General features: G+C 71.0%; 19 protein-coding genes and 2 pseudogenes. 13 read left to right on the top strand and 8 right to left on the bottom strand.

From position 1 onward, the window contains the following. Window positions 1–22 precede the first annotated feature (22 nt). From H4F98_RS05360 to H4F98_RS05350, 3 genes are all read right to left on the bottom strand, one after another. On the bottom strand, window positions 23–292 hold the full coding sequence (locus H4F98_RS05360) for a GlsB/YeaQ/YmgE family stress response membrane protein (RefSeq protein WP_182685606.1): 270 nt from the start codon (window positions 290–292) through the stop codon (window positions 23–25). Window positions 293–358: 66 nt separating this feature from the next. After that, window positions 359–613, bottom strand: a complete 255-nt coding sequence (locus tag H4F98_RS05355; protein WP_182685604.1) for a GlsB/YeaQ/YmgE family stress response membrane protein — start codon at window positions 611–613, stop codon at window positions 359–361. 104 nt (window positions 614–717) lie between these two features. Beyond that, on the bottom strand, window positions 718–2052 hold the full coding sequence (locus H4F98_RS05350; protein WP_182685602.1) for an AMP-binding protein: 1335 nt from the start codon (window positions 2050–2052) through the stop codon (window positions 718–720). Between the two features lie 88 nt (window positions 2053–2140). Here H4F98_RS05350 and H4F98_RS05345 point away from each other — a divergent pair, with 88 nt between their 5' ends. From H4F98_RS05345 to H4F98_RS05290, 12 genes are all read left to right on the top strand, one after another. Then, window positions 2141–2749 carry a 4'-phosphopantetheinyl transferase family protein gene (locus H4F98_RS05345; protein ID WP_343064730.1) on the top strand — a complete coding sequence of 203 codons (609 nt, stop codon included), beginning with the start codon at window positions 2141–2143 and terminating at the stop codon, window positions 2747–2749. Window positions 2750–2805: 56 nt separating this feature from the next. Continuing rightward, entirely contained in the window at window positions 2806–3477 is a 672-nt protein-coding gene (gene rsmG / locus H4F98_RS05340) for a 16S rRNA (guanine(527)-N(7))-methyltransferase RsmG (protein WP_182685600.1), read from the top strand. A 204-nt stretch (window positions 3478–3681) separates the two neighbouring features. Further along, on the top strand, window positions 3682–4512 hold the full coding sequence (locus H4F98_RS05335; protein ID WP_182685598.1) for a ParA family protein: 831 nt from the start codon (window positions 3682–3684) through the stop codon (window positions 4510–4512). After that, window positions 4509–5432 (top strand): ParB/RepB/Spo0J family partition protein, encoded by a 924-nt coding sequence (locus H4F98_RS05330; RefSeq protein WP_141519461.1) that lies wholly within the window; start codon window positions 4509–4511, stop codon window positions 5430–5432. Before H4F98_RS05335 ends, H4F98_RS05330 begins: the two co-directional genes overlap by 4 nt. Before the next feature lie 25 nt (window positions 5433–5457). After that, window positions 5458–5928 (top strand): hypothetical protein, encoded by a 471-nt coding sequence (locus tag H4F98_RS05325; RefSeq protein ID WP_182685596.1) that lies wholly within the window; start codon window positions 5458–5460, stop codon window positions 5926–5928. Beyond that, window positions 5925–6917 (top strand): NAD-dependent epimerase/dehydratase family protein, encoded by a 993-nt coding sequence (locus H4F98_RS05320; protein WP_182685595.1) that lies wholly within the window; start codon window positions 5925–5927, stop codon window positions 6915–6917. The genes H4F98_RS05325 and H4F98_RS05320 overlap by 4 nt, the downstream gene beginning before the upstream one ends. A 129-nt stretch (window positions 6918–7046) precedes the next feature. After that, window positions 7047–7775, top strand: coding sequence for a glycosyltransferase family 2 protein (locus H4F98_RS05315; protein WP_182685593.1), 729 nt, complete (start codon window positions 7047–7049; stop codon window positions 7773–7775). A gap of 16 nt (window positions 7776–7791) precedes the next feature. After that, window positions 7792–8118, top strand: coding sequence for a lipid-A-disaccharide synthase N-terminal domain-containing protein (locus H4F98_RS05310; RefSeq protein ID WP_425487570.1), 327 nt, complete (start codon window positions 7792–7794; stop codon window positions 8116–8118). A gap of 83 nt (window positions 8119–8201) precedes the next feature. Then, complete coding sequence (locus H4F98_RS05305) at window positions 8202–10022, top strand: DUF885 domain-containing protein (protein ID WP_182685589.1); 1821 nt, start codon at window positions 8202–8204, stop codon at window positions 10020–10022. Window positions 10023–10307: 285 nt separating this feature from the next. Continuing rightward, a complete protein-coding gene (gene rpmB, locus H4F98_RS05300; RefSeq protein ID WP_141518689.1) occupies window positions 10308–10544 on the top strand; it encodes a 50S ribosomal protein L28 in 237 nt (78 codons plus the stop codon). Window positions 10545–10557: 13 nt separating this feature from the next. Then, entirely contained in the window at window positions 10558–10722 is a 165-nt protein-coding gene (gene rpmG / locus H4F98_RS05295) for a 50S ribosomal protein L33 (protein ID WP_141518690.1), read from the top strand. 1007 nt (window positions 10723–11729) lie between these two features. Beyond that, window positions 11730–12158: a hypothetical protein gene (locus H4F98_RS05290; RefSeq protein ID WP_182685587.1), complete on the top strand. Its 429-nt coding sequence runs from the start codon at window positions 11730–11732 to the stop codon at window positions 12156–12158. Window positions 12159–12251: 93 nt separating this feature from the next. Here the strand turns inward: H4F98_RS05290 and H4F98_RS16690 are convergent, their stop codons facing one another. The 5 genes and pseudogenes from H4F98_RS16690 to H4F98_RS05270 form a co-directional block, all read right to left on the bottom strand. Further along, window positions 12252–14234, bottom strand: coding sequence for a serine protease (locus H4F98_RS16690; RefSeq protein WP_220479098.1), 1983 nt, complete (start codon window positions 14232–14234; stop codon window positions 12252–12254). 309 nt (window positions 14235–14543) lie between these two features. Further along, entirely contained in the window at window positions 14544–15164 is a 621-nt protein-coding gene (locus tag H4F98_RS05280) for a 3'-5' exonuclease (RefSeq protein ID WP_182685586.1), read from the bottom strand. After that, window positions 15161–16993 carry a putative nucleotidyltransferase substrate binding domain-containing protein gene (locus H4F98_RS05275; protein ID WP_182685585.1) on the bottom strand — a complete coding sequence of 611 codons (1833 nt, stop codon included), beginning with the start codon at window positions 16991–16993 and terminating at the stop codon, window positions 15161–15163. Before H4F98_RS05275 ends, H4F98_RS05280 begins: the two co-directional genes overlap by 4 nt. Window positions 16994–17176: 183 nt before the next feature. Continuing rightward, window positions 17177–17404: pseudogene (locus tag H4F98_RS16970) on the bottom strand (proprotein convertase P-domain-containing protein); the annotation flags it as partial. Window positions 17405–17548: 144 nt separating this feature from the next. Next, a pseudogene (locus tag H4F98_RS05270) lies at window positions 17549–19282 on the bottom strand (S8 family peptidase); the annotation flags it as partial. 608 nt (window positions 19283–19890) lie between these two features. Here H4F98_RS05270 and H4F98_RS05265 point away from each other — a divergent pair. Then, on the top strand, window positions 19891–23376 hold the full coding sequence (locus tag H4F98_RS05265) for a hybrid sensor histidine kinase/response regulator (protein ID WP_220479096.1): 3486 nt from the start codon (window positions 19891–19893) through the stop codon (window positions 23374–23376). Window positions 23377–23391 lie beyond the last annotated feature (15 nt).

Here is a 23391-nt window from a genome sequence, read left to right as displayed (position 1 = left end):
TCACCCATCACCAATCCCAGCCTCAACGCGGCTTTCCGCGCCGGAACAGGTTGACGATCGCCAGCAGCACGATCGCGCCGGCCAGCGAGGTCAGCAGGCCGGTCAGGCTGAAGTCGCCGCTGTTGATGCTGCTGCCGTAGCCGAGCATGCCGCCGAGCCAGCCGCCGAGGAAGGCGCCGACGATGCCGACGATGATGTTGAGGAAGATCCCCTGCTGCGCATTGGTGCGCATGATGATGCTGGCGATCCAGCCGATGATGCCGCCCACGACGAGCCAGATGAGGATGCCCATGTCGCCTCCTGTCGGATAGGGATGCGGCGCCACCCGGGCGCCGCGGGATTCGGGAAGGCGCGCGCCTCAGCGCACGCGGCCACGCCGGAACAGGTTGACGATCGCCAGCAGCACGATCGCGCCGATCAGGGCGGTGATCAGGTAGCCGATCCAGCCGGCGAAGTTCAGCCCGATCATCGGCAGCAGGAAGCCGCCGAGGAAGCCGCCGATGATGCCGACGACGACGTTCAGGATGATGCCCTGCTGGCCATCGGTGCGCATGACCATGCTGGCCAGCCAACCGGCGATGCCGCCCACGATCAACATGATGATGAAATTCATTCGCTTCACTCCCTCGTTTGGTTTCGCAGCGCCCGCGGTGCGGGGTCGGCGGCCAATGTGAAGCCGGGCACGTGATGGCGGTGTCTCGGATTGGCAGGCTTGCTTCAGCTTTGTGAGGCAGCCTTCACCAGTGCGATGAGCGCCTGGCGGGGCAGTTTCCCGGTCTCGTTGCGTGGCAATGCGGCCACGCAGCGCAGGGGGCGCGGCAGGAACACCGGGTCGACGCTGGCGCGCAGTGCGGCGCCGATCGCGCGCGCGTCCATGCCCGGTGCCACTGCCAGCGCGGCGATGCGACGGACGCCGGCGGCGTCGGCATCGTCGAGCTGGAACACGACGCCGTCGGTCACGCCCGGGACCGCGAGCAGCTTGCGCGTCAGGTCGCCGAGCGAGGCGCGCTTGCCGGCGATCTCCAGCAGGTCGCTGCTGCGGCCGTGCAGGATGAAACCCGCCTCCCGCACCTCCACCAGGTCGGCCAGCACCACCGGTGCGTGCAGGTGCGGGGCCTCGACCAGGGTGCCGTCGGGCTGCGGATGCAGGCGCACGCCGGGCAGTGGCGTCCAGGCGGTGTCGACCGCGGTCCGCCGGCGCGCGATCACGCAGGTCTCGGTGGAGCCGAACAGTTCGCGCACCTCCGCGCCGAAGCGCGCTTCGGCGGCGCGCGCCAGCGCGACCGGCAGCGGCGCGGTGGCGGTGACGATGCCGGCCAGCGACGGCAGCGCGAGCCCCGATTCGACCAGCGCCCGCAGGTGTACCGGGGTGGTCACCAGCAGCGGCGGTCGCTCGGCCTGGCCGAGCGCGCGCGCGACGTCGCCCGGGAAGAAGGGTTTGCCCGTATGCACGGCCACCGGCCCCAGCAGGGGCAGCAGGACCGACATCTCCATGCCGTACATGTGCTGCGGCGGCACGGTCGCGACCAGCGGCGTGATGGCGTCCGGGGCGAGCAGGTCGGCCAGCGCGGCCAGGTTCTGCGCGGTGCTGGCGACGAAGGCGCCCCACGTCTTCGGGTTGGCCTGCGGCTGGCCGGTGCTGCCGGAGGTGAAGCCGATGGCGACGGTCGCCCCGGGATCGATCGCCGGCAGGGTGCCCATGGCCTCGTCCAGGCCCTTGAAGGCATCGTCGTCGAGGATGTGGCTGTCGGGGTGCCGCTGGCGGATCTCCTCGATCACCGAGGGCGCCCGCGCCGGCGGCATGAGGGTCGCCTGGCCGCGGACCGCGGCCGCGCAGAACGCCACCAGGAAGCGGTAGCGGTCTTCGCACAGGTTGATCGCGTGCGCATGCGCCGGCAGGCGCGACGCCAGCGCCAGGACTTCGCGCTGGAAGCGCGCCCGGCACACCGCGGCTCCCTCGCCGAAGGCGATCGCTTGCGCCGGGTCGCCCGCCACCAGGGCGGTGGCCTGCAATGCGCCCCGTCCGGTCGTGGCGTTCAATACGGCTGACATCATCCGGTGTTCCTGTCGCGGCCTGGCCGCATCCCCTGTCCGGTAGCTTACGCTGGAGGACCGGCCCGACACCAAATCCGGCACATTCGTGACTGAACACCCGACCGAATCGACTCCCGCCGCCGCGCCACCCGTGCGCTGGCACTGGTTGCCGCGCCGGGGCGAGGTCGCGGCCGAGGCGCAGGCGCGCGACTGGCTGGCCGGCCAGCTGCAGGTGCCGGCCGAGCAGCTGCAGCTGCGCCGGGATACCTGGCGGCGCCCGCGGATCGAGGCCCCGTTCGAGCGCCACGACGTCAACTGGAGCCACAGCGGGCAGGGCCTGCTGGTGGCCCTGGCCGAGGGCGGCGGCCGGGTCGGGGTCGACCTGGAATGGGAACGCCCGCGGCCGCGCGCGCTGGAGCTGGCCAAGCGCTACTTCACCGCGCTCGAGCACGCCTGGCTCGCGGCGATGGCCGATCCGCTGGCGCGCGAACAGGCGTTCCTGCGCCTGTGGTGCGCCAAGGAGGCGGTGCTCAAGGCGCACGGCCGCGGCCTGGCCTTCGGCCTGGACCGGCTGGCCTTCGTCGACGGCCCGGCCGGCCTGCGCCTGGTCGAGTGCGATCCCGCGCTGGGCCATCCGGACGCGTGGACGCTGCAGGCGCTGCAACCGGCGCCCGGCTATCTGGGTGCGCTGGCCTGGCGGCCGGACGGCCCCTGAGCGGCCGCGAACCGGTATCGTGACCGTCCCGGATTCCCCCGTACCGACCGCCCCGCATGAGTGCCCCCGACGCCCTGTCCCCCGACCTGCGCCCGCGCCTGGAAGCCGGCCTGGCCGAGCTCGCGCTCGATCCCGCGCTGGCCGCGCCCTTGCTGGATTACCTGGCCCTGCTGCTGCGCTGGAACCGGACATACAACCTGACCGCCATCCGCGACCCCGGCGAGATGCTGGTCAAGCACCTGCTCGACTCGCTGGCGATGCATCCCCACGTGGATGCGCTGGCGGCGGCCGGCGGCGAGCTGGCCGACCTCGGCACCGGCCCGGGCCTGCCCGGCATCCCGCTGGCGATCGCCAAGCCGGGCCTGCGCGTGGCGCTGGTGGAGAGCAATGGCAAGAAGGCCCGTTTCCTGCGCGAAGCGGTCCGCAAGCTGGACCTCGCGCCGCGCGTGCGCGTGCTCGAGTCGCGGATCGAGGCGGTGGACGCGCCCGGCGCCTTCGCCGCGATCACCGCGCGCGCGCTGGCGACCTTGCCGCTGATCCTCGAACTGGGCGGGCACCTGCTGGCTTCCGACGGACGGTTGCTGGCGATGAAGGGCACCGACCCGGTCGACGAGATCGCGGCGCTGCCCGCGGGCTGGGCCGTGCAGGCCCGGCATCGTCTCCTCGTGCCCGGCCTGGCGGCTGAACGGCATCTGGTCGTGGTCGCCCGCGAGGCGGTCGCCGGCTGAATCGTGGCGGTCGAACCCCGGCCGTTCCCGTGGCAAGCTGGGACTGCGGGGTCGAGGCGGGCATAATCCCCTGTCCGGATCGCGCGCGGACCCGACCCCAAGGCGGTTCGCGACGCGGGCACGGAATGCCGTCGATCCCACCATCCAAACGCCTCCAGGGGCGCCATTCGCACAGCAGGCGCTCGCGCCAGGGGAATCAGCCGCATGGCCCGCATCATCGCCATTGCCAACCAGAAGGGCGGGGTCGGCAAGACCACCACCGCCGTCAACCTGGCCGCCGGGCTGGCCCGCACGCCGAAGAAGGTGCTGCTGGTCGACCTCGACCCGCAGGGCAACGCCACCATGGGCAGCGGCGTGGACAAACGCGAACTGGAAAGCTCGATCTGCGACGTGCTGATGGGCGAGGCCGACGCCGCCGACGTCATCGTGCGCACCGCCGAGGACTTCGACCTGCTGCCGGGCAACATCGACCTGACCGCCGCCGAGATCGAGCTGATGGAGCGCGACGGTCGCGAGCAGCAGCTCAAGCGGGCACTGGCCGGGATCACCGACCGCTACGACTACGTGCTGATCGACTGCCCCCCGGCGCTGTCGCTGCTGACCCTCAATGCCCTGACCGCCGCCGACTCGGTGGTCGTGCCCATGCAGTGCGAGTACTACGCGCTGGAAGGCATCAGCGCGCTGATGGACACCATCGACGCGATCCGCCAGCGGCTCAATCCGGCGCTCGAGATCGAAGGCGTGCTGCGCACGATGTTCGACGTGCGCAACAACCTCGCCAACGCGGTGTCGGCCGAGCTGACCCAGCACTTCGGCGACAAGGTCTTCCGCACCATCGTGCCGCGCAACGTGCGCCTGGCCGAAGCGCCCAGCCATGGCCAGAGCATCGTCGGCTACGACCGTGCCAGCCGCGGCGGCATCGCCTACCTGGGCCTGGCGGGCGAGGTCATCCGTCGCCAGCGCGAGCGCGACAAGACCGCGCCCGCCGCCGCGGCCGCGCCCGCCCCGGGCGGTGCGCCGGAGGTGGCGGCATGAGCGCTGCCAAGACCGCGGCGGCGAAGAAGAAGGGACTCGGCCGTGGCCTGGAGGCCCTGCTCGGGCCGAAGGGCGCCGCCCAGGCGCCGGCGCTGGAAGCCGCGCCGGGCGACGTGCTGCGCACCCTGCCGGTGGACGCCCTGACCGCCGGCAAGTACCAGCCGCGCAAGCACTGGGACGAAGACAAGCTCGACGAGCTGGCCGAGTCGATCAAGGCCCAGGGCGTCATCCAGCCGATCGTGGTGCGCGAGATCGCCGAGCGCGGCGGCAAGACCTACGAGATCATCGCCGGCGAGCGCCGCTGGCGCGCCAGCCAGCGCGCCGGACTGGCCGAGATCCCGGTGGTCGTGCGCGAGGTCGACGACCGCACCGTGGTGGCGATGGCCCTGATCGAGAACATCCAGCGAGAGGATCTCAACCCGCTCGAGGAGGCCAACGCGCTGCAGCGCCTGATCGACGAGTTCGACCTGACCCACGCCCAGACCGCCGAGGCGGTGGGGCGCTCGCGAGCAGCAGTGTCCAACCTGTTGCGGCTGCTGGAGCTGCCCCAGGAGATCCGTGTCCTGGTCGAGACCCGCGCCCTGGAGATGGGCCATGCCCGCGCGCTGCTCACCCTCACCCCGCAGGCGGCGACCGCGCTGGCGCGGCAGGCCGCCGAGCAGGGCTGGTCGGTGCGCGAGGTCGAGCATCGCGTGCAGCAGCTGGCCTCGGGCAAGGTGCCGGCGTCCTCGCGCGCCCGTCCGGCCCGGCCGGCGCCGCAGGCCGACATCGCCAGCCTGGAGCGCGAGCTGTCGGAATCGCTCAACACCAAGGTCAACGTGATGCACGGCCGCGGCGGCAAGGGCCGCCTGGTGATCCACTACAGCGACCTGGAGTCGCTCGACGGCGTGCTCGAGAAGCTGCGCGGCAAGGTCGACTGAGCCGTCCACCGCAACGATCGCCGTCGTGAACCCGTATCGCTACCGCGTGGCCTTGCGCGCCACCCATCCGCACGCCGACCTCGCGCCCCTGTTCGAGGCGATCGGCCTGCGGCCGAGCCGGCGCTGGACGGCCGGCGACGCGCGCCGCGCGGCCGACGGCACCGCGCTGCCCGGTCGCCACGGCGACAGCTACGCCACCGCCCCGCTGACCGACGACGGCTCCGCCGCCGGCGCGGCGCGGGCCTGGGCCGACGAGTCTTTCGAGGCCTTCATGCGCCGGCAGCTCGATCGCCTGGCGCCGCACCAGCCCGCGCTGCAGGCACTGGCGGGCGAGGGCGGACGCTGCGAGCTGGCGGTGGGCCTGTCCGCCGGCGAGAGCTTCGGCTTCGAATTGAGCACATGGCTGTGCGAAGCGGCGGCGCGGCTGCGCCTGTCGCTGGCCTTCGACATCCATCCCGACGCCGGCCCGAAGGCCGGCCGCCACGAGCTGCCATGAACGACACCCCGCCCCCCGTCCTGGTCACCGGCGCCGCCGGCTTCATCGGCGCCTACGTCTGCCGCGCGTTGCGCGCGCGCGGCGAGGCCGTCGTCGGCCTGGACAATTTCAACGCCTATTACGACCCCCGGCTCAAGCACGACCGCGTCGCCGCGCTGTGCCCGGACGTGGAGATCCGCACGCTCGACCTGGGCGACCGCGACGGCCTGGCCCGGCTGTTCGAGGAGTTCGGCTTCGTGCGCGTGGTGAACCTCGCCGCCCAGGCCGGCGTGCGCTACTCCCTCACGCATCCGCACGACTACGTCGACAGCAACCTGGCCGGCTTCGTCAACCTGCTGGAACTGTGTCGCCACCGCCACGTCGAGCACCTGGTGTACGCCAGCTCGTCGTCCGTCTACGGCGATTCGGCGACCCCGCCGTTCTCCGAGGACCAGCGCATCGACAAGCCGCGTTCGCTGTACGCGGCGACCAAGGCGGCCAACGAACTGATGGGCTACACCTATGCCCAGCTCTACGGCCTGCGCGCCACCGGCCTGCGCTTCTTCACCGTCTACGGGCCCTGGGGCCGACCGGACATGGCGCCGCTGCTGTTCTCCCGCGCGGTGCTGGCCGGACGCCCGATCGACGTGTTCAACAACGGCCGGATGCGCCGCGACTTCACCTGGGTCGAGGACATCGTCGCCGGCGTGCTGGCCGCGCTCGACCACCCGCCGCCGGCCTGCGTCAATGGCGTGCCGCCGCATCGCGTGTTCAACCTGGGCAACCATACCCCGGTCGAGCTGGAGCGCTTCATCGAGGTGATCGCGCAGGCTGCCGGCCGCGAGGCGCAGAAGGTGTACAAGCCCATGCAACCCGGCGACATGGTCGAGACCATGGCCGATACCGCGCGCGCGCGGGAGGCCCTGGGCTTCGAGCCGGGCACCTCGATCGAGGTCGGCCTGCCACGGGTCGTGGACTGGTGCCGCGACTACTTCGGCGACCGCGCCTGAACCCCGCCTGCCGCCCACCCCGGCGGCACCCGGCGCCGCTCGGCTTCCCGGCCCCCGCCGGAGTAGGATGAGCGCCAGCCGCGACCGCGGCCCTCCCCGTGCCAACGCCCACGGACAACACCCCCGACCATGACGCCGACCCTTCCTTCGCTTTCCGTCGTCGTGCCCGTGTTCAACGAGCGCGACAATGCCGCCCCGCTGGTCCACGAGATCACCGCCGCCCTGCGCGGCGTGGTGCCCTTCGAGATCATCTACGTCGACGACCATTCACGCGACGACACCCTCGACGTGCTGCGCGCGCTCAAGGCCGAGGTCCCCGAGCTGCGCGTCATCCACCACGTCACCCAGAGCGGCCAGAGCACCGCCGTGCGCAACGGGATCAAGGCCGCGCGCGGGGAATGGATCGCCACCCTGGACGGCGACGGCCAGAACGATCCGGCCGACATCCCGAGGCTGCTCGCCGAGCGCGACCGCGCCGACCCCGACACGCGTCTGTTCGCCGGCTGGCGGGTCGACCGCCAGGACAGCGGCAGCAAGCGCTGGGCCTCGAAGTGGGCCAATGCGATCCGCGCCCGCATGCTGCGCGACGACACGCCCGACACCGGCTGCGGGATCAAGCTCTTCGAGCGCGCCGCGTTCCTGGAACTGCCGCATTTCGACCACATGCACCGCTACCTGCCCGCGCTGATGCAGCGCGCCGGCTGGAAGACCGTCAGCGTGCCGGTCAACCACCGCCACCGCACCGCCGGCGTGTCCAAGTACAACAACCTCAATCGCGCCCTGGTCGGGATCAGCGACCTTCGCGGCGTGGCCTGGCTGATCAAGCGCGGCAAGGTGACCCGCACCGAGGAGGTCTGAACGCATGGGCGACTTCATGAACCAACCGATCGTCTGGCTCGAGTGGACCGGCCTGTACATGTCGCCCTGGAAACTGATCGGCCTGACCGGCGCGACCATGTTCGGCGGCCGCTGGCTCGTGCAGTTCGTCGCCTCGCGCAAGCACGGCAAGCCGGTGATCCCGCGCCTGTTCTGGTACATGAGCCTGCTCGGCAGCGCGATGACGCTGAGCTACTTCCTGTTCTCGCAGAAGCAGGACGCGGTCGGCGTGATCCAGAACCTGTTCCCGTCCTTCACCGCTGCCTACAGCCTGTACCTGGACATCCGCCACCGCGGCTGGCACCGCGACCGCGCCACCCACTGAGCGCGACGCGCCCGGGCGCGCACAGCCGCGGCGGGTCGGGGATGCGAGAATCGGGCGTTCCCGCCACCGACACCCGATCGCCCATGCGTCCTGCTGCCCTGGCCCTCGCGCCGTTGTGCCTCGCCCTTTCGCTCGCCCCCTGCGTCGCGGGCGCCGCGGCGCCAGCCGCGGCCCGCGAGGCCCCGGCGCCCTCGACCGTCGACGCCCGCTTCGAGGCCATCTACAGCCGCGAATGGGACTGGCGCCAGCGCCAGTCCGGCGGCGCCGACGAAGACAGCGAGGGTGCCGCGGCCAACCGCCGCATGCCCTCGGTCGACGCGGCCAGCCAGCAGGCGCGCCTGGCGGTCTGGGAAGACGTGCTGGCGCAGCTCGACGCGCTCGACGTGCAGGCCCTGTCCGAGGCGAACCGCCTCAACCTGGCCGTGTACCGGCCGCAGGTGGAGAACCTGGCCGCCGAGGTCCGCCTGCGCGGGTACGAGATGCCCTTCAACTCCGATTCCTCGTTCTGGTCGAACCTGGGCTTCATGGCGCGCACCCGCTTCGAGGATGTCGACGAGGCGGAGGCCTACATCGCGCGGCTGGACGACGTGCCGCGTTATTTCGATGCGCAGATCGCCAACATGCGGGCCGGCCTCGACCGGGGTTTCAGTGTCCCGCGCGCCGTGCTCGACGGCCGCGATGCCTCCATCGCGGCCACCGCCGAGCTGGACGACCCGGAGCAGGCCAACGTCTACGCGCCGTTCCGCGACCTGCCCGCGCGCATCCCCGCGGCCGAGCAGGCACGCCTGCGCGAGGCGGCCCGCGCGGCCATCCGCGATCGCGTGGTGCCGGCCTTTAGGTCCTTGCTGGCGTTCTTCCGCGACGAGTACGTGCCGCGCGCCCGCACCACCCTGGGCGCGTCGCGGATGCCCGGGGGCGAGGCCTGGTACCGGCAGCAGATCCGTCGCTACACCACCCTGGACCTGTCGCCCGGGGAGATCCACGCCATCGGCCTGGCCGAAGTCGCACGGATCCAGGCGCAGATGGACGCGGTCATCGCGCGCAGCGGTTTCGAGCCACCGGCCGGGCAAGCCGTGTTCCCGGCCTTCCTGCATTTCCTGCGTACCGATCCGCGCTTCTACGCCACCACCCCGCAGGGCCTGCTCGACCGCGCGGCGTGGATCGCCAAGCGCGTCGACGGCGAGGTCGGCAAGTTCATCGGCACCCTGCCGCGCGGCCGCTTCACGATCGTCCCGGTCCCCGACGACATCGCCCCGTTCTGGACCGCCGGGCGCGGCGGCAAGGGCACCTACTGGGTCAACACCTACGACCTGCCGTCGCGTCCGCTGTACAACCTGCCCGCGCTGACCCTGCACGAGGCCTCGCCCGGCCATGCCCTGCAGGGTGCGCTCGCCGGGGAACAGACCGGGCAGCCCGCGTTCCGGCGCGAGTCCTACATCTCCGCCTACGGCGAGGGCTGGGCCCTGTACACCGAGAAACTGGGCCAGGAGATGGGCATCTACCAGACCCCGTACGAAGAGTTCGGCCGCCTGACCTACGAGATGTGGCGGGCCTGCCGCCTGGTCATCGACACCGGCGTGCATGCCCAGGGCTGGACCCGCGAACAGGCCCAGGCCTACCTGCGCGACCGCACCGCGCTGAGTGAGCACGAAGTCACCACCGAGGTGGACCGCTACATTTCCTGGCCCGGCCAGGCCCTGAGCTACAAGCTCGGCGAGATCGCCATCGTCAAGCTGCGCGCCGAGGCCGAGCGCGAGCTGGGCGCGGACTTCGACGTGAAGGCCTTCCACGACGCGATCCTGCGCCAGGGCTCGCTGCCCCTGCCGGTGCTGGAGGCCGAGGTGCGGCGCTGGATCGCCGAGACCCGTGCGGCGGCGAGCGACGACGGCCGCGCCGCGGGCTGAGACAGCCGCGCTCCGGCGCGCCCCGGCTTGTGGATAAGTCTTGCGCGGCGGCTCGCAGGCGTGCATAATGCCCGGCTCGCTGTGTCCGGCAGGTCTTTCCGACCCCGCCGGGTGGTCCGGAAGCGCGATTCCGGCCACCGCCAGGCAGCGGTGCTGTCCACCCTCCCGTATCGCGCATCGCCCCGGCCCGGCCGGTCGGCGCTGGGGCCGCCGCCTCCCTGGCCAAGGGAAGCATCATCAAGCGTTTTGCGGATCCGTCCGCGAAAACAGATTACGAGGTGCGTAATGTCCCGAGTGTGCCAAGTCACCGGCAAGCGTACGACGACCGGCAACAACGTCTCGCATGCCATGAACAAGACCCGCCGCCGTTTCATGCCCAACCTGCACGAGCGCCGGTTCTGGGTTGCCAGCGAGAACCGCTGGGTGAAGCTGCGTATTTCCACCAAGGCCCTGCGCACCATCGACAAGAACGGCATCGACGCCGTCCTGGCCGATCTCCGCGCACGCGGCGAAAAGGTCTGAGGAGGACTGAACCATGGCTTCCAAGCGCGACAAGATCCGCCTGATCTCCTCGGCCGGCACCGGCCACTTCTACACCACCGACAAGAACAAGAAGAACACGCCTGCCAAGATGGAGATCAAGAAGTACGATCCCGTCGTCCGCAAGCACGTGATGTACAAGGAAGGCAAGATCAAGTGATGCATTGGCGCGGGTCCGCATAGCGGAAGCGCCTTTTCCAATGCGTCATCCCGGCGAAGGCCGGGATCCAGACGGCCCGCCGCAAGGTGGGCCGTTTGCGTTCCGGACCGTTCGCCCGTTCGAGGCGCTGGCGCAAGACCCAACGCCCAACGCGACTTCCCAGCCATCATCCCGGCGCACGCCGGGAACCCGTCTTTCGAGCCGCCTCGTGCGCCTGCGCCAGCGGGCCGGCGCAATGCGCTTTGCCTATTGCGCCCTTATCTGTTCGGATTCTGCGACTGTGGTGTCGAGAGCCGGCGTGGGCGACCGATCCACCCTTGGTCAGCACCGTAGGAGGGGTAGCGCGAAGCGAAACCCATCTTTCGTCGTGCGTGCAATTTCGCGATGGTGGGTTTCGCCTTTGGCTCTACCCACCCTACGCGGCGGGGTGGGATGCGGAACCGTAGGATGGGTAGCGCGAAGCAAAACCCATCATTTCATCGTGTATGCGCCACCCGACGGTGGGTTTCGCTTTCGGCTCTACCCACCCTACAAGGCTAAGGCTAGCCAAGTGGCGTGTTGCCGTTGCCGTTGATCTTGATCTTCGCGACTTTGAGGCCGCCGAGCACCACAGGGCGTGGCGGCCGAAGAGGCGCCCTTGTTTGAGCGAAGCGAGTTTGGGCGCCGTGCCGCCATGACCGAGGAGCACAGGGGACCGGTGCGGCGAAGCCGGACCGGCGGCCGATGGAGCCGGCGGTTTTGGTTCCTTTTGACAAGACAAAAGGGACCCGCCCAATGGGCGGAAGCTTTTGATCTTGCCTTGTGCCCAGACAGACCGTCGTAGGATGGGCTGCGCGCAGCAAAACCCAGCGCCCGGCGCGACACCCCGGCCAGCATTCCGGCGAACGCGGCGACCCCGCCCCTCGAGTCCTGTGTCACGCCTCCGCCCCGCGGGCGTCCGCGCAGCGTGTCCGCTGCGTCCGGAGCCCCGCGTTCTCGTCGACACGACCCCGCGCCCGGCGGCTGTCATGACCTGTCCGTTGCTCGCCCTCGCCGTCCTGGTGCTGGCGCCCCTGGCGCATGCCGAGGCGCCCTTGCCGGCCAGCAGTTTCGCCCAGGCCTTTGGTACCTATGGTCCTGCCGGCGACTGTAGCGCCGGCCCCCGCATCGTGGTCGCCACCGATGGCCTGGCGATCACGGTGGATGGGCAGACCGATCGCGTGAGCCACCCGGACGTCAGCTGGACCTATTTCGGGCCCAGCTACGAGGGCATCGCGCGGGCGGTCTTTCCCTACACCGGCAGCGAGCGGCCGCTGGTGTTCCTGTTCAATGAGGACGAAGTGCCGCACACCCTGCGCGTGGACGGTTTCGATCGCGGCTGGAAGGGAGGCCCGCCACTTTCGCCACGCCATCAGAAGCTGGTCGACGCCTCGCCGTACGCGACCTGCAAGCCGTGAATCGAGGGTCGATGGCGCCGCGCCCGGTCCCGCATGCCACGAACCCCGGCGCGCAACCGGGGCTCGTGGCGGATGGACGCGGATGCGTGCCGATCAGGGCGTGTCCAGCCAGACGCTGTAGCTGCCGCTGCCGTCGTAGGAGACCACGCGCCAGTAGTAGTAGCCGGCGGTGCCGTTGTAGCTGATCGACTCCTCGCTGGTGGCGCTGGTCGACTGCGCCACCTTGCTCCAGGCCGAGCCGCTCCAGCGGTACAGCTCAAGGTCGAAGTCGGTCCCGGCGGGACCGCGCAACCAGCCCTTCTGCGCACCCGCGACGGACTGGTAATAGGTGCCGTTGGGCTGCACCGCGGTGTTGCCGGTGCCCGACAGCGAACCGGTGTAGGCGGTACAGCCGGTGCACGGGGCGCCACCGCCGCCACCGCCGGTGGCGTAGTCGGCGACCAGCGACAGGCCGCTGTAGGCGCTGTAACCGCGCAGCATCACGTGCCAGGTGCCGGCCTGCGGGCTGGCGAAGGTGCAGCTCTCGGCATTGCCGCTCTTGTACGGACGGCAGTCGTATGTGCTGGTGGTCGGGGCCGAACCGAAGCGGACGTACAGGTCGGCGTCGCCGCTGCCGCCGCTGGTGGTGAAGGCCAGGTTGCTGGCACCGGCGGGGACCGTCAGGGTGTAGCGGGTCTCCGAGCCCTGCGCGCCGCCGGCGCTGACCGGCACGCCCTTCTGCAGCGTGCCGGGCGTCGGATCCGGATCGGGGTCGGTACCGCCGCCGTTGTCGCCATCGGGGACCTGGTTGTTGAAGTAGCTGGCGACCTGCGGCCAGATGCGCGAGATCTTCGCGCCCTGGTTGTTGCAGCCGCCCAGGTGGTGCAGGGCGATGACCTTGTTCGACGCCCGCGAGATCACCGGCGAACCCGAACTGCCCCCCTCGGTGTCGCAGGTGTAACCGATGTCGCTGCCCGGGCTGCCGCTGGTGCCCGAGCCGTTCGTGGTCTTGATGGTGCAGGCCGCGCTGCCGTCGTTGACGCCCAGCTCCTTCTTGCGGCCGCCCGGGTGCTGGGCGATGAACAGCCCGTCGCCGACCGAAAGCGCGCCGACGTCCAGGCCGAGGTAGCCGAAGGACGCGAGCGAGGCGAAGTCGTTGACGGTGAACAGGGTGTAGTCCAGCGCCTCGTCGGTGCGCAGCATCTGGTTGCCGGTCACCTTGGTCACCGTGGCGGTCGCGGTGTTGCTGCAGCTGGCCTGCTGGTAGTTGAACCAGAACTCGGCGCCGCTGACGCCGGCCTGGGTGGAGATGCAGTGGTTGTTGGTGAACAGGCGGTTGTCCGGACCCACGCGCCACACCGTGCAGAGGCTGCCGCCGCTGCTGAGCATGCGCCCGACCGGGCGCGAGCGGTCGTAGGCGTCGGGGTCGCTGTCGACATAGCAGGCGACCGGTCGCTTGTCGTCGCTGCCGCAGATCGAGGTCGCGCCGACGTCGCCGCTGGCCGACAGCAGGCCCTCGCTCTGCAGTTCCGGCAGCATGTCCTCGGGGTAGCCCTCCAGGTAACTGGAGATGTCCACGCTGTGGCGGCTCGCCCAGGGCTCGGTGGCCTCGCCGACGAGGCGCAGGACCGCAGTGGGGCCGCTGATCGACATCGCCGAGAAGCTGCTGACCCCGTTCTGGCCCATGCCGGGGTCGACGGTATGCGCGTCCAGCTGGCCCTGGCGGTACTGGTAGACCTCGGTGCGCTCGGGATTGGAGACCTCGAGCACGACGCCGGCCGGCAGCTCGAAGTGGTCGAAGTGCACCTTGATGAAGCTGGCATCGGGCGTGGTGATCGTCGTCGCGCTCGGCGTGCTGCCGTCGGACGCGGTGCCGGAGCGGCCGCGCAGGATGATGCGCGAGCGGCGCGGCACGCCGACCACGATGGGGGCCGGGCGCGGCGTGGTGGTGATCACCGCGTCCTGGGCATGGGCCGCCGGGGCGGGGCCCATCAGCGCCAGCGACAGGACGGTGGTGATGGCCGTGCCCAGGCCGGTCCCGGCCAGGACGCGGGTCCGGCGGCGGGGTGAAGTAACAGGCATGTCGTTCGACTTCATCATGTCTCTCCCTTTTCACAATGAAGGTGGCGGATCGGCCACCTGACGCATCGCCTGCGCGGTCTGCGCCAACGGCAGGGGGATGCGTGGTTGGGCCCCGCGGGGCCATGCCGGGCTCCGCCCGGTCCGGGCGCAACGCTGGCGCTGGGGCGGGGCATCGCCGCGCCTGCGACGAGGACCCCACCCCCATCAGTTACCGCGGACACCATCGGGGGTCAAATCAAATAAATCTTGGCGCCAAAAAATGTGATTGATTTCACAGGGTTGGGCGTCGAGCGCCTGGCCCGTCGCATCGGCCCGGGCGGGCCTTCAGCGTCCCGCCTGCAGCGCGAGCCAGCACAGCGCCGCCGTGGTCGCGTCGCCCAGCGCGGTGTGGCGGCCCAGCTGGGGAACGCCCAGGACGGCGGCGAGCGCCTCGAAGCCGGTCTCGTCGATCGCCGCGTCCGGGGCCCGATGCCGATGGCGGGCGCGGTAGCGCGCGGCGATGTCGATGCGGCGATTGGGCAGTGCGAAACCGGTGATCCCGGGGACCACGCGGTCGAGCATGGCGACATCGAAGCCGATGCGGTAGCCGACCAGCGGCCGCGGCCCGAGCCAGTCCAACAGCCCCGCCACGGCATCGTGCAGCGCCAGGCCGCCGGCGAGGTCCTGCGGCCGCAGCCGATGGTGGCGCAGCGCGTCCAGGTCGGGTGGCGCGGCGTCGACCGCGGGCCTGACGATCGCCTCGAAGCGCTGCGACAGGCACACCCGGTCCTCGACGATCGGCACCGCGGCGATCGACAGGATACGGTCGCGGCCCGGGTCCAGGCCGCTGGTCTCCAGGTCCAGCGACACCCACTGGCGGGCCGGCGGGGCGGCGAGCAGCGCCGCCCAGGGGCCGTTCCCGTGCAGGCGCCGGTCGCGCCAGCGTCGCCAGGCCGGCCACATCATCCGGCCCGCAGCTGGAAGCTGTCGCGCAGGTGGTCCTTGAAGGCGTTCACCACCCGCAGCGCATCGCGCAACAGCTCGCGGTCCAGGCGCCGGAGACGGCCGGGGTCCACGCGATTGTCGGCGTCGCGTCCCTCGGCGAGGGCCTGCAGCTGCGCGCCCAGGCGCATGCGCATCATCACCGCCAGTGCCTGCGGCACGTCGCGACCGAGTTCGGACGACAGTGCGCCCGCCTGCATCAGCGCGGCGCAGCGGTCGAAGCTGTTGTGCCGCGTCACGCCATGGCGCAGGGCGAGCACGCGGATGCCGTGGACCAGCGGGAAGATGCCGCCCTTCTTCAGGTCGATGCCCTCGGCGGACCCGCGCATGCGCCCGAACAGGGTCAGCGGCGTCGAGAAGGCGAGGGTGCTGCGCGCCAGCTCGCGCAGCAGGATCTCGTCGCGGCCGAGCGCGCCCATCGCCGCGCCCACCGGCTCGAACAGGGCGGGATTGCCGGCCACCGGGCGCGCGTCCAGGGCAATCGACAGCGCCATCGCGCTTTCCGGGTCGCGATCGTGGCGCCAGTGTTCGATCCGCCCCCGCCAGCCGGCGACGTCCAGGCGCCAGGCCGGATTGCGCACCATCACGCCGCCGGGGCAGGGGGGATAGCCGATGTCGGCCAGTGCATCGCCGAAGCGCTGCATGGCGTCGGCCAGGCCATCCCACTCGAAGCCATCCGCCAGGACCAGGGCGTTGTCCTGGTCGGTCTTGAGGATCTGCTCGCGACGGCCCTCGCTGCCCAGCGCGAGCAGGCAGGTGCGCTCGCGCAATGCCGCGGGCACCACCGCATCGAAGACGTGGCCGAGGATGCGGCCGTTGAGCGCGGAGACCAGCTCCATGAGGTAGCTCATGCGCGCGCCCTGCGCGTGCAGGTGGCGTACGAGGGTGGTCATCTCGCGGGCGGCGGCGCTGACGTCGTCCAGCGTGGCCGCGCGCTCCAGTCGCAGGCTGATCAGGTGCGAGTGGCTGGCGTAGTGCGCAAGCACCTCGGCCATGCCCAGGGTGCCGAGAACGCCTTCGGCGTCGTCGTCGACCAGCACGCGTTCGATGTGGTGTTCGGTCATCGTCACCAGCGCCTGGAACAGCACGTCGTTCGCGCGGACCGCGACCACCGGCCGCCGCGCCAGCGGGCCGACCGCGGCATCGGGTGGCCGTGCGTCCAGCGCCAGCGCGTCGAGCAGGTCGGTGCGGGTGACGATACCCAGTGGATCGGCATCCGCGTCGCGGCGACCTTCCACCAGCAGGCAGTCGACGCGGGCTTCGCGCATGCGCGAGGCGGCTTCGCGGATCGGTGTCGCGGCGGCGATCCGGATCGCGGGCGCCAGCTGCGCGTCGCGCACCCGGGTGAGCATCAGCTCGGACAACTCGGACGGCTGCTGGTCGCCGGCGGCGATGCGTCGCTTGAGCGACAGTCCTTCGTGGAAGTAGGCCGCGAACGCCGGGTTGTCGGCCAACAGTCGCCGGAACACCCCGGCCGGCAGCAGGAAGTCGAGCACGTCCTCCTCGGCCACGTAACGATGCCGCGCCCGCCCCGCGATCACCGCCCAGGCGCCGAACAGGTCGCCCGGCCCGAAATCGGCGAACAGGGTGGCGCCCTCGCTGCGCTCGTCCCAGGCCCGGACCACGCCCTTGAGGATCACGTGCACGTGCGGGGAGTCGCTCCCGGCGTCGAGGATCGTCGTGCCGGCGGGGTGGAAGCCCATGTCCACCGCCGCGCGCAGGCGGGATTGCTGGCCGGCGTCGAGCAGGTCGAAGGGAGGCTGGCTCAGGTCGAGGCCGGGCACGCTGTCCATGGCCTGCAGCCTGCCACTTCGGGCGCGCGGCTGCATGCCCGACTTTCGACGGGCCCCACCGCGGATGCAAGAACGCCCCGGCAGGGGCCGGGGCGTCAAAATGACCGGGATCCGGTCAACCGGGTCAGTCCATGCCCGGGAAAATGCGTATCTACTGCTTGGAAGACGACATGGGAAGCCGTATCAGAACGTGATGCTCCAGCTGTTGATGTAGCCGGTATCGTTGGTGTAGTTGTCGTTGACGCGCAGCTTCCAGGTGCCGTTGATGGCTTCGCTGGACAGGTTCAGGTTGACGTAGCCGATCACGTTGTCGGCGCTGCCACCGCTGCGGTTGTGGATGTTGTAGACGCTGCCGTCCGGGGCCACCACGTCGACCTTCAGGTCGCCCTTGTAGGTGTGGCGGATGTCCACGTCCACGCGGGTGCTGGCCGGCGCGTTGCCGCTGCGACCGGACACGCTGATCGGGCTCTCGACCGTGGCGTTGTCGTTGATCGTGTAGTCGGCCGTGTTGCTGTAGGTCTGCGGGGTGTTGCCACCGCCGCCGCTGCCGGCGCTGTAGTTGGCCACCAGGCTGGCGCCGGAGAAGGTCGAATAGGCCTTCACCCGCACGTAGTAGGTGCCCGCCTGCGGGCTGGCGAAGCTGCAGGTCTCGGCGTTGCCGCTCTTGTACGGACGGCAGTCGTAGCTGCTGTCGGTCGGGGCGCTGCCGCGCTTGACGTAGAGGTCGGCGTCGCCGCTGCCGCCCGAGAGCGCGAAGCTCAGGTTGGACGCGCCGGCGGGGACCTGCAGGGTGAAGGTCAGGTCGTTGCCGGTGCTCGCGCCGAGCCCGGTCCTGGGCACGCCGTTCTGCAGCGCGTTGCCCGGGGTCGGATCGGGATCCGGGTCCGGGTCCGGCGTGCCGCCCGCGGCCGCCTGAACCGCAGCCAGTGCGTCGACGATGCCGTCGCCGATGTCGCGGTCGGTGCTGGCCGGGAAGGGGCGCAGGGTGTCCTTGAGGATGGTCTCGACCTGGGCCGGCGACAGCGAACCGCCCGCCGCCGACTGCATCAGGGCGACGACGCCGGCCACGTGCGGCGAGGCCATCGACGTGCCCGACATCAGCGCGTAGCTCTCCGCGCCCGGCGTGGTGCTGCCGGCGTTGACGGTCGAGGCGATGTCGCTGCCCGGGGCGGCCACGTCGATCAGGCTGCCGTAGTTCGAGAAGCTCGAGCGCGCGCCGGTGCGGGTGGTGGAGGCCACGCTGACGACGTTGTTGCAGTTGCCGGGGTTGTAGTTGCTGACGTTGGCGTTGTCGTTGCCGGCGGCGACGACCACCGTGGTGCCGCGGCTGACGGCGCCGTTGATGGCGTTCTGGTAGGTCGCCGAGCAGGCGCCCGAGCCGCCCAGGCTCATGTTGATGACCTCCGCCGGGTTGGCGTTGGCCGGCACGCCGCTGACGCTGCCGCCCGACGCCCAGACGATGCCATCGGCGATGTCGGACAGGTAGCCGCCACCGGTGCCGAGCACGCGCACCGGGACGATCCTGGCGCCGTGGGCCACGCCCGCCACGCCCTTGTTGTTGTTCGTCACCGCGGCGATCGTGCCGGCGACGTGGGTGCCGTGCCAGCTGGAGCTGTTGCTGCCCTCGTAGTCGCCCGGATCGCTGGGGTCGCTGTCGCGCCCGTTGCCGTCGCCGGAGATGCTGGTGTCGCTGATGAAGTCGTAGCCCGGCAGTACGTTGGCATTGAGGTCGCTGTGGTTGGTGATGCCGGTGTCGATCACCGCCACGACCACGCCGTCGCCGTCGCTCAGCTCCCAGGCCTGGTCGGCCTTGATGCCGCCGGCGGCCTCGAAGTAGTGCCACTGGTAGCTGGCGTAGTAGGTGTCGTTCGGCGTCGCCGTCGGGTGCATCAGCTGGTCGACCTCGACGTACTCGACGTCCGGATCGGCGGCCAGGCGCTGCATGAGGTCGGCGGCGTCCTGGCGGTTCAGGCGCTTCTGCGTGCGCAGCACGTCGGCACCGGTGGCCATGTGGCGCAGGCGCGTCAGGCCCAGGGCCCGGCCATGCAGGGTGGCGGAGGCGGCACGGTCCAGGGAGCGCCCCATGGCGGTGGCGCTGGCGCGCTGGGCGCTGCCTTCCTTGTACTTGATGATGAAGCGGTCGTGGGTCTCGCCCGCCTGCAGGCTGGACATGTTGACCATGCCGTCGCCGGCCGCGAAGGTGGGTGCGGCGACCAGGGCGGTCAGGACGGCCGCGGTCGCGGCGGCGAGGGCATGCGTGCGCATGCCGCGGTTCGAACGTGTCTGCATCTGTTTCCCCGATGGTGGTCCGGGGCCAAGTGGCGCCGGACGAAAACTGGAACCGGATCAATCGATGGCGTTACGACAACGGCGATGCCACTCCCCCTGTGGCCGGCATCTCGCCATCACATTTTTTCTGCATGAAGGTGACCGCGGGTGGCAGCGGTCCTGCCGCCACCCGCGATCGGAGTTCCATTCCCGAAGAGTCCCTGGCCACCACGTCCCTGGCAGTGGTGAGTGATTCGCAACACGGACCTGATGCATGGGTCAGGTCGTTCATGTGTCGACGAGCCGAGGACAGGTGTACGCCGAGTGAGGGGCTGGAGACCTCTTTGTTTTCCTCAAAAACTTCTAAAATCGAGCTCATTTCGTGATTCACATCACTAAAAACCCTTCCTTAACAGGGGTTTGCGTGAAAATCGACTGAAAAAGCCTGTCCGCGTCATGTGCCATTCGGCGTGGTGGCGATGACCGCGGCGCTCGCGGCGGGCGCCCGGCGGCCGGCCTCGCGGCGCCCACCGAGGGCGCCGCCGCGCGGACGGCAACGCCGCCCCGGGGGACGCAGGGGGGCCGGCGCCGGTCTACACTCGACGCCTTCTCATGGGGGTGGGCCGCCTTTGATCCCGGGTTGGGTGCTGCTGCTGGTCTCGCTGGGCTACGTAGCGCTGCTGTTCGGCGTGGCCCACGCCGGCGACCGTCCGAACACCCTGATGACGCGCCATCGCTGGCTGCGTCCGACGGTCTATTCGCTGGCCTTGGCGGTCTACTGCTCGTCCTGGACGTTTTACGGGGCGGTCGGCACCGCGGCGCGGACGGGGATGGGCTTCCTGCCGATCTACCTGGGCCCGCTGCTGCTGCTCTTCTTCGGCTGGCGGATACTCGAGCGCCTGGTGCTGATCTCCGGCGAGCACCGGATCGTGTCCATCGCCGACTTCCTGTCCTCGCGCTACGGGCGCGCGCCCGGGCTGGCGGCGCTGGTGGCGATCCTGGCCCTGGTCGCGGCGGTGCCCTACGTCGCCCTGCAGTTCAAGGCGGTGGCGATGAGCGTGGACGTGCTGGCCGGGATCCCGGCCAACGCGCCGCCCCTGTCCGACCCCGCTTTCTACACCGCGATCCTGCTGGCGGCCTTCGCGATCCTGTTCGGCACCCGCCAGATCGACGCCACCGAGCACCACCGCGGCATGGTGCTGGCGGTGGCGCTGGAATCGGTGGTCAAGCTGGTCGCCTTCGTCGCCATCGGCGTGTTCGCCATGGCCCACCTGCCGGGCACGGGGCACCTGGGCCAGCGCGTGGTGCAGGCGGCCGACGTCGTGTTCGCCCCGGGGCTGCCGACCGGCTTCGTTGCCCAGACCCTGCTCGCGTTCACTGCCATCCTGTGCCTGCCGCGCCAGTTCCACATGGCGGTGGTCGAGTGCCAGAACCCGGCCGATGCCCGCACCGCGCGCTGGATGTTCGGCGGCTACCTCGCGCTGATCAGCGTGCTGGTGGTGCCGATCACCCTGGCCGGGCGGGCCGTGCTGTCGGGCAGTGCGGTCTCGCCCGACAGCTACGTGCTGGCGCTTCCGCTGGCGCTCGACCAGGACCTGCTGGCCATGTTCGTGTACGTGGGCGGCTTCTCGGCGGCGACCGGCATGGTGATCGTGGCCAGCGTCGCCCTCGCCACGATGGTCAGCAACGACCTGGTCATGCCCTTGCTGCTGCGCGCCGGCGACCTGCACCAGACCCCGGCGATCGATCGCCAGGTCCTGTGGGTGCGCCGCATCACCATCGTCATGCTGGCGATGCTCGCGTACGCCTACCACCGCGGCGACCTGCTGCGCGACGGCGGGGACGCCGGCGGCCTGGCCCAGCATGGCCTGCTCGCCTTCGCCGCGGTCGCCCAGTTCGCGCCGGCCCTGATCGGCGGCCTCTACTGGCGGGGGGCGAGCCGGGTGGGGGCGTTCAGCGGCCTGCTGGCCGGCGCCGTGGTCTGGTTCTACACCCTGCTGCTGCCGCTGCTGGCCGGCGGCGGCTGGTTCGGCGGCAACGCCTGGGCCGGGGACTGGATCGAACGCGGCCCTTATGGCCTGGCCTGGCTGCGGCCCCAGCAGCTGTTCGGCCTGCAGGGCTGGGACCCGCTGACCCATGGCGTGTTCTGGTCGCTGCTGTTCAACGTCGGCGTGTTCGTCTTCATGTCGATGCGGCAGCGCCCGCGCCTGCAGGAGCAGCTGCTCGCCACCACCTTCCTGGACCCCTACGCGCAACGTCCGGCGCTCGGGCCCGGCGGCTGGGCCGGCAACGTCCGCGCGGGCGAGCTGCTGGCGCTGGCCGAGCGCATCGTCGGCGAGCGCCATGCGCGGCGCGCCTTCGAAAGCCATTGCCAGCAGCAGGGCCGCCCCTGGCTGCCGTCGCAGCCGGCCGACCGCGCGCTGGCCCAGTTCACCGAGCGACTGCTGGCCTCGGCGATCGGTGCCGCCTCCGCCCGCCTGACCCTCACCAGCGCCCTGCGCGGTTCGGGCATGGAGCTGGGCGAGGTGGTGGCCCTGCTCGACGAGGCCAACCAGGAACTGCGCTTCAACCGCCAGATCATGTCCACGACCCTGGAGAACATCAGCCAGGGCGTCAGCGTGGTCGACGCAGAGCTGCGCCTGGTCGCCTGGAACCGGCAGTACCAGGAGCTCTACGACTATCCCGACGGCATGCTCTACGTGGGCCGCCCCGTGCACGAGCTGCTGCGCTGGAACGCCGAGCGCGGCGAGATGGGCGAGGGCGACATCGACGAGCAGGTACGCCGGCGGCTGGAGCACCTGCGCGCGGGCCAGGCCTATGTCTACGAACGCCTGCGCGACAACGGCCAGGTGGTCGAGGTCCGCGGCCGCCCGCTCCCCGGCGGCGGCTATGTCACCAGTTACAGCGACATCACCGACTACAAGCGCGCCGAACAGGCCCTGCGCGACGTCAACGAGACCCTGGAGCAACGCGTCGAACTGCGCACGCGCGAAGCCGAGGCCGCCCAGCAGTCCAAGACCCGCTTCCTGGCCGCGGTCAGCCACGACGTGCTGCAACCGCTCAACGCCGCGCGCCTGTTCACCACGGCCCTGCGCGACAGCACCGACAGCGCCGAGCAGACCCGTCTGGCCGAGCGCGTCGACGCCGCCCTGCGCGCCGCCGAGGACCTGCTCGACGGCCTGCTCGACATCTCGCGCCTGGACGCCGGCGCGCTGCGCCCGGAGATCGTCGACTTCGACGTCAACGAGCTGCTGCGCGAACTCGTGGCGCAGTACGCACCGGTCGCCGCCAACCATCGCCTCGAACTGCGCGTGCGCGCGCCGCAGCGTCCGCGACCGGTGCGCAGCGACCGCCGCCTGCTGCGCCGCGCGCTGCAGAACTTCCTCGCCAACGCCCTGCGCTACACGCGCGACGGCGGCGTACTGATCGCCGCCCGCGTGCGCGACGGCGCGGTCGAGCTGCAGGTCTGGGACACCGGTCCCGGCATCTCGGAGCACCACCTGTCGCAGATCTTCGACGAGTTCCGCCGCTTCGACGCGCCCACCGACGGCGCCGAGCGCGGCCTCGGGCTGGGCCTGTCGATCTGCCAGCGCATCGCGCGCACGCTCAACCACCCCTTGCGCGTGCGTTCCCGCGTCGGGGCGGGCAGCGTCTTCTCGATCACCGTCCCCTTCGGCCAGGGCCTGGGCACGCCGCGCGCGCCGAGCGCCCGCTCGCTCGGCGACACCGACACCCTGGCGGGGCTGCGCGTGCTGTGCGTCGACAACGACCGCGAGATCCTCGACGGCATGCGCACCCTGCTGCAGCGCTGGGGCGCGGTGGTGCTCACCGCGACCGACACCGACGAGGCGCTGGCGGCCGCGGCCATGGACGTGCCGCCCGACGTCGCGCTGGTGGACTACCACCTGCACGATCGCCTGGACGGGCTGGGGGTGATCGATGCATTGCGCGCGCGCCTGGGCAACGGTTTCCCGGCGGCGCTGCTGACCGGCGACGGCAGCGACGCGCTCAAGCATGCCGCCCGCGAACATGGCTGCCGCGTGCTGACCAAGCCGGTCAAGCCCGCGTCCATGCGCGCCTTCCTCGCCGCCCAGCGGCAGGGGCCCCGCGGCTGAGCGGAGGATCCGGCC

It is taken from the genome of Marilutibacter spongiae, from assembly GCF_014145325.1.
In the GTDB taxonomy this organism is placed as follows: domain Bacteria; phylum Pseudomonadota; class Gammaproteobacteria; order Xanthomonadales; family Xanthomonadaceae; genus Marilutibacter; species Marilutibacter spongiae.
The sequence above is the reverse complement of the archived record's forward strand: the minus strand, read 5'-3'. Positions and strand labels throughout refer to the sequence as shown.

Coding starts and splice junctions, on each gene's coding strand:
- H4F98_RS05360 (WP_182685606.1), bottom strand. CDS start 292: ATGGGCATCCTCATCTGGCTCGTCGTGGGCGGCATCATCGGCTGGATC.
- H4F98_RS05355 (WP_182685604.1), bottom strand. CDS start 613: ATGAATTTCATCATCATGTTGATCGTGGGCGGCATCGCCGGTTGGCTG.
- H4F98_RS05350 (WP_182685602.1), bottom strand. CDS start 2,052: ATGTCAGCCGTATTGAACGCCACGACCGGACGGGGCGCATTGCAGGCC.
- rsmG (WP_182685600.1), top strand. CDS start 2,806: ATGAGTGCCCCCGACGCCCTGTCCCCCGACCTGCGCCCGCGCCTGGAA.
- H4F98_RS05335 (WP_182685598.1), top strand. CDS start 3,682: ATGGCCCGCATCATCGCCATTGCCAACCAGAAGGGCGGGGTCGGCAAG.
- H4F98_RS05330 (WP_141519461.1), top strand. CDS start 4,509: ATGAGCGCTGCCAAGACCGCGGCGGCGAAGAAGAAGGGACTCGGCCGT.
- H4F98_RS05320 (WP_182685595.1), top strand. CDS start 5,925: ATGAACGACACCCCGCCCCCCGTCCTGGTCACCGGCGCCGCCGGCTTC.
- H4F98_RS05315 (WP_182685593.1), top strand. CDS start 7,047: ATGACGCCGACCCTTCCTTCGCTTTCCGTCGTCGTGCCCGTGTTCAAC.
- H4F98_RS05310 (WP_425487570.1), top strand. CDS start 7,792: ATGAACCAACCGATCGTCTGGCTCGAGTGGACCGGCCTGTACATGTCG.
- H4F98_RS05305 (WP_182685589.1), top strand. CDS start 8,202: ATGCGTCCTGCTGCCCTGGCCCTCGCGCCGTTGTGCCTCGCCCTTTCG.
- rpmB (WP_141518689.1), top strand. CDS start 10,308: ATGTCCCGAGTGTGCCAAGTCACCGGCAAGCGTACGACGACCGGCAAC.
- rpmG (WP_141518690.1), top strand. CDS start 10,558: ATGGCTTCCAAGCGCGACAAGATCCGCCTGATCTCCTCGGCCGGCACC.
- H4F98_RS05290 (WP_182685587.1), top strand. CDS start 11,730: ATGACCTGTCCGTTGCTCGCCCTCGCCGTCCTGGTGCTGGCGCCCCTG.
- H4F98_RS16690 (WP_220479098.1), bottom strand. CDS start 14,234: ATGAAGTCGAACGACATGCCTGTTACTTCACCCCGCCGCCGGACCCGC.
- H4F98_RS05280 (WP_182685586.1), bottom strand. CDS start 15,164: ATGATGTGGCCGGCCTGGCGACGCTGGCGCGACCGGCGCCTGCACGGG.
- H4F98_RS05275 (WP_182685585.1), bottom strand. CDS start 16,993: ATGGACAGCGTGCCCGGCCTCGACCTGAGCCAGCCTCCCTTCGACCTG.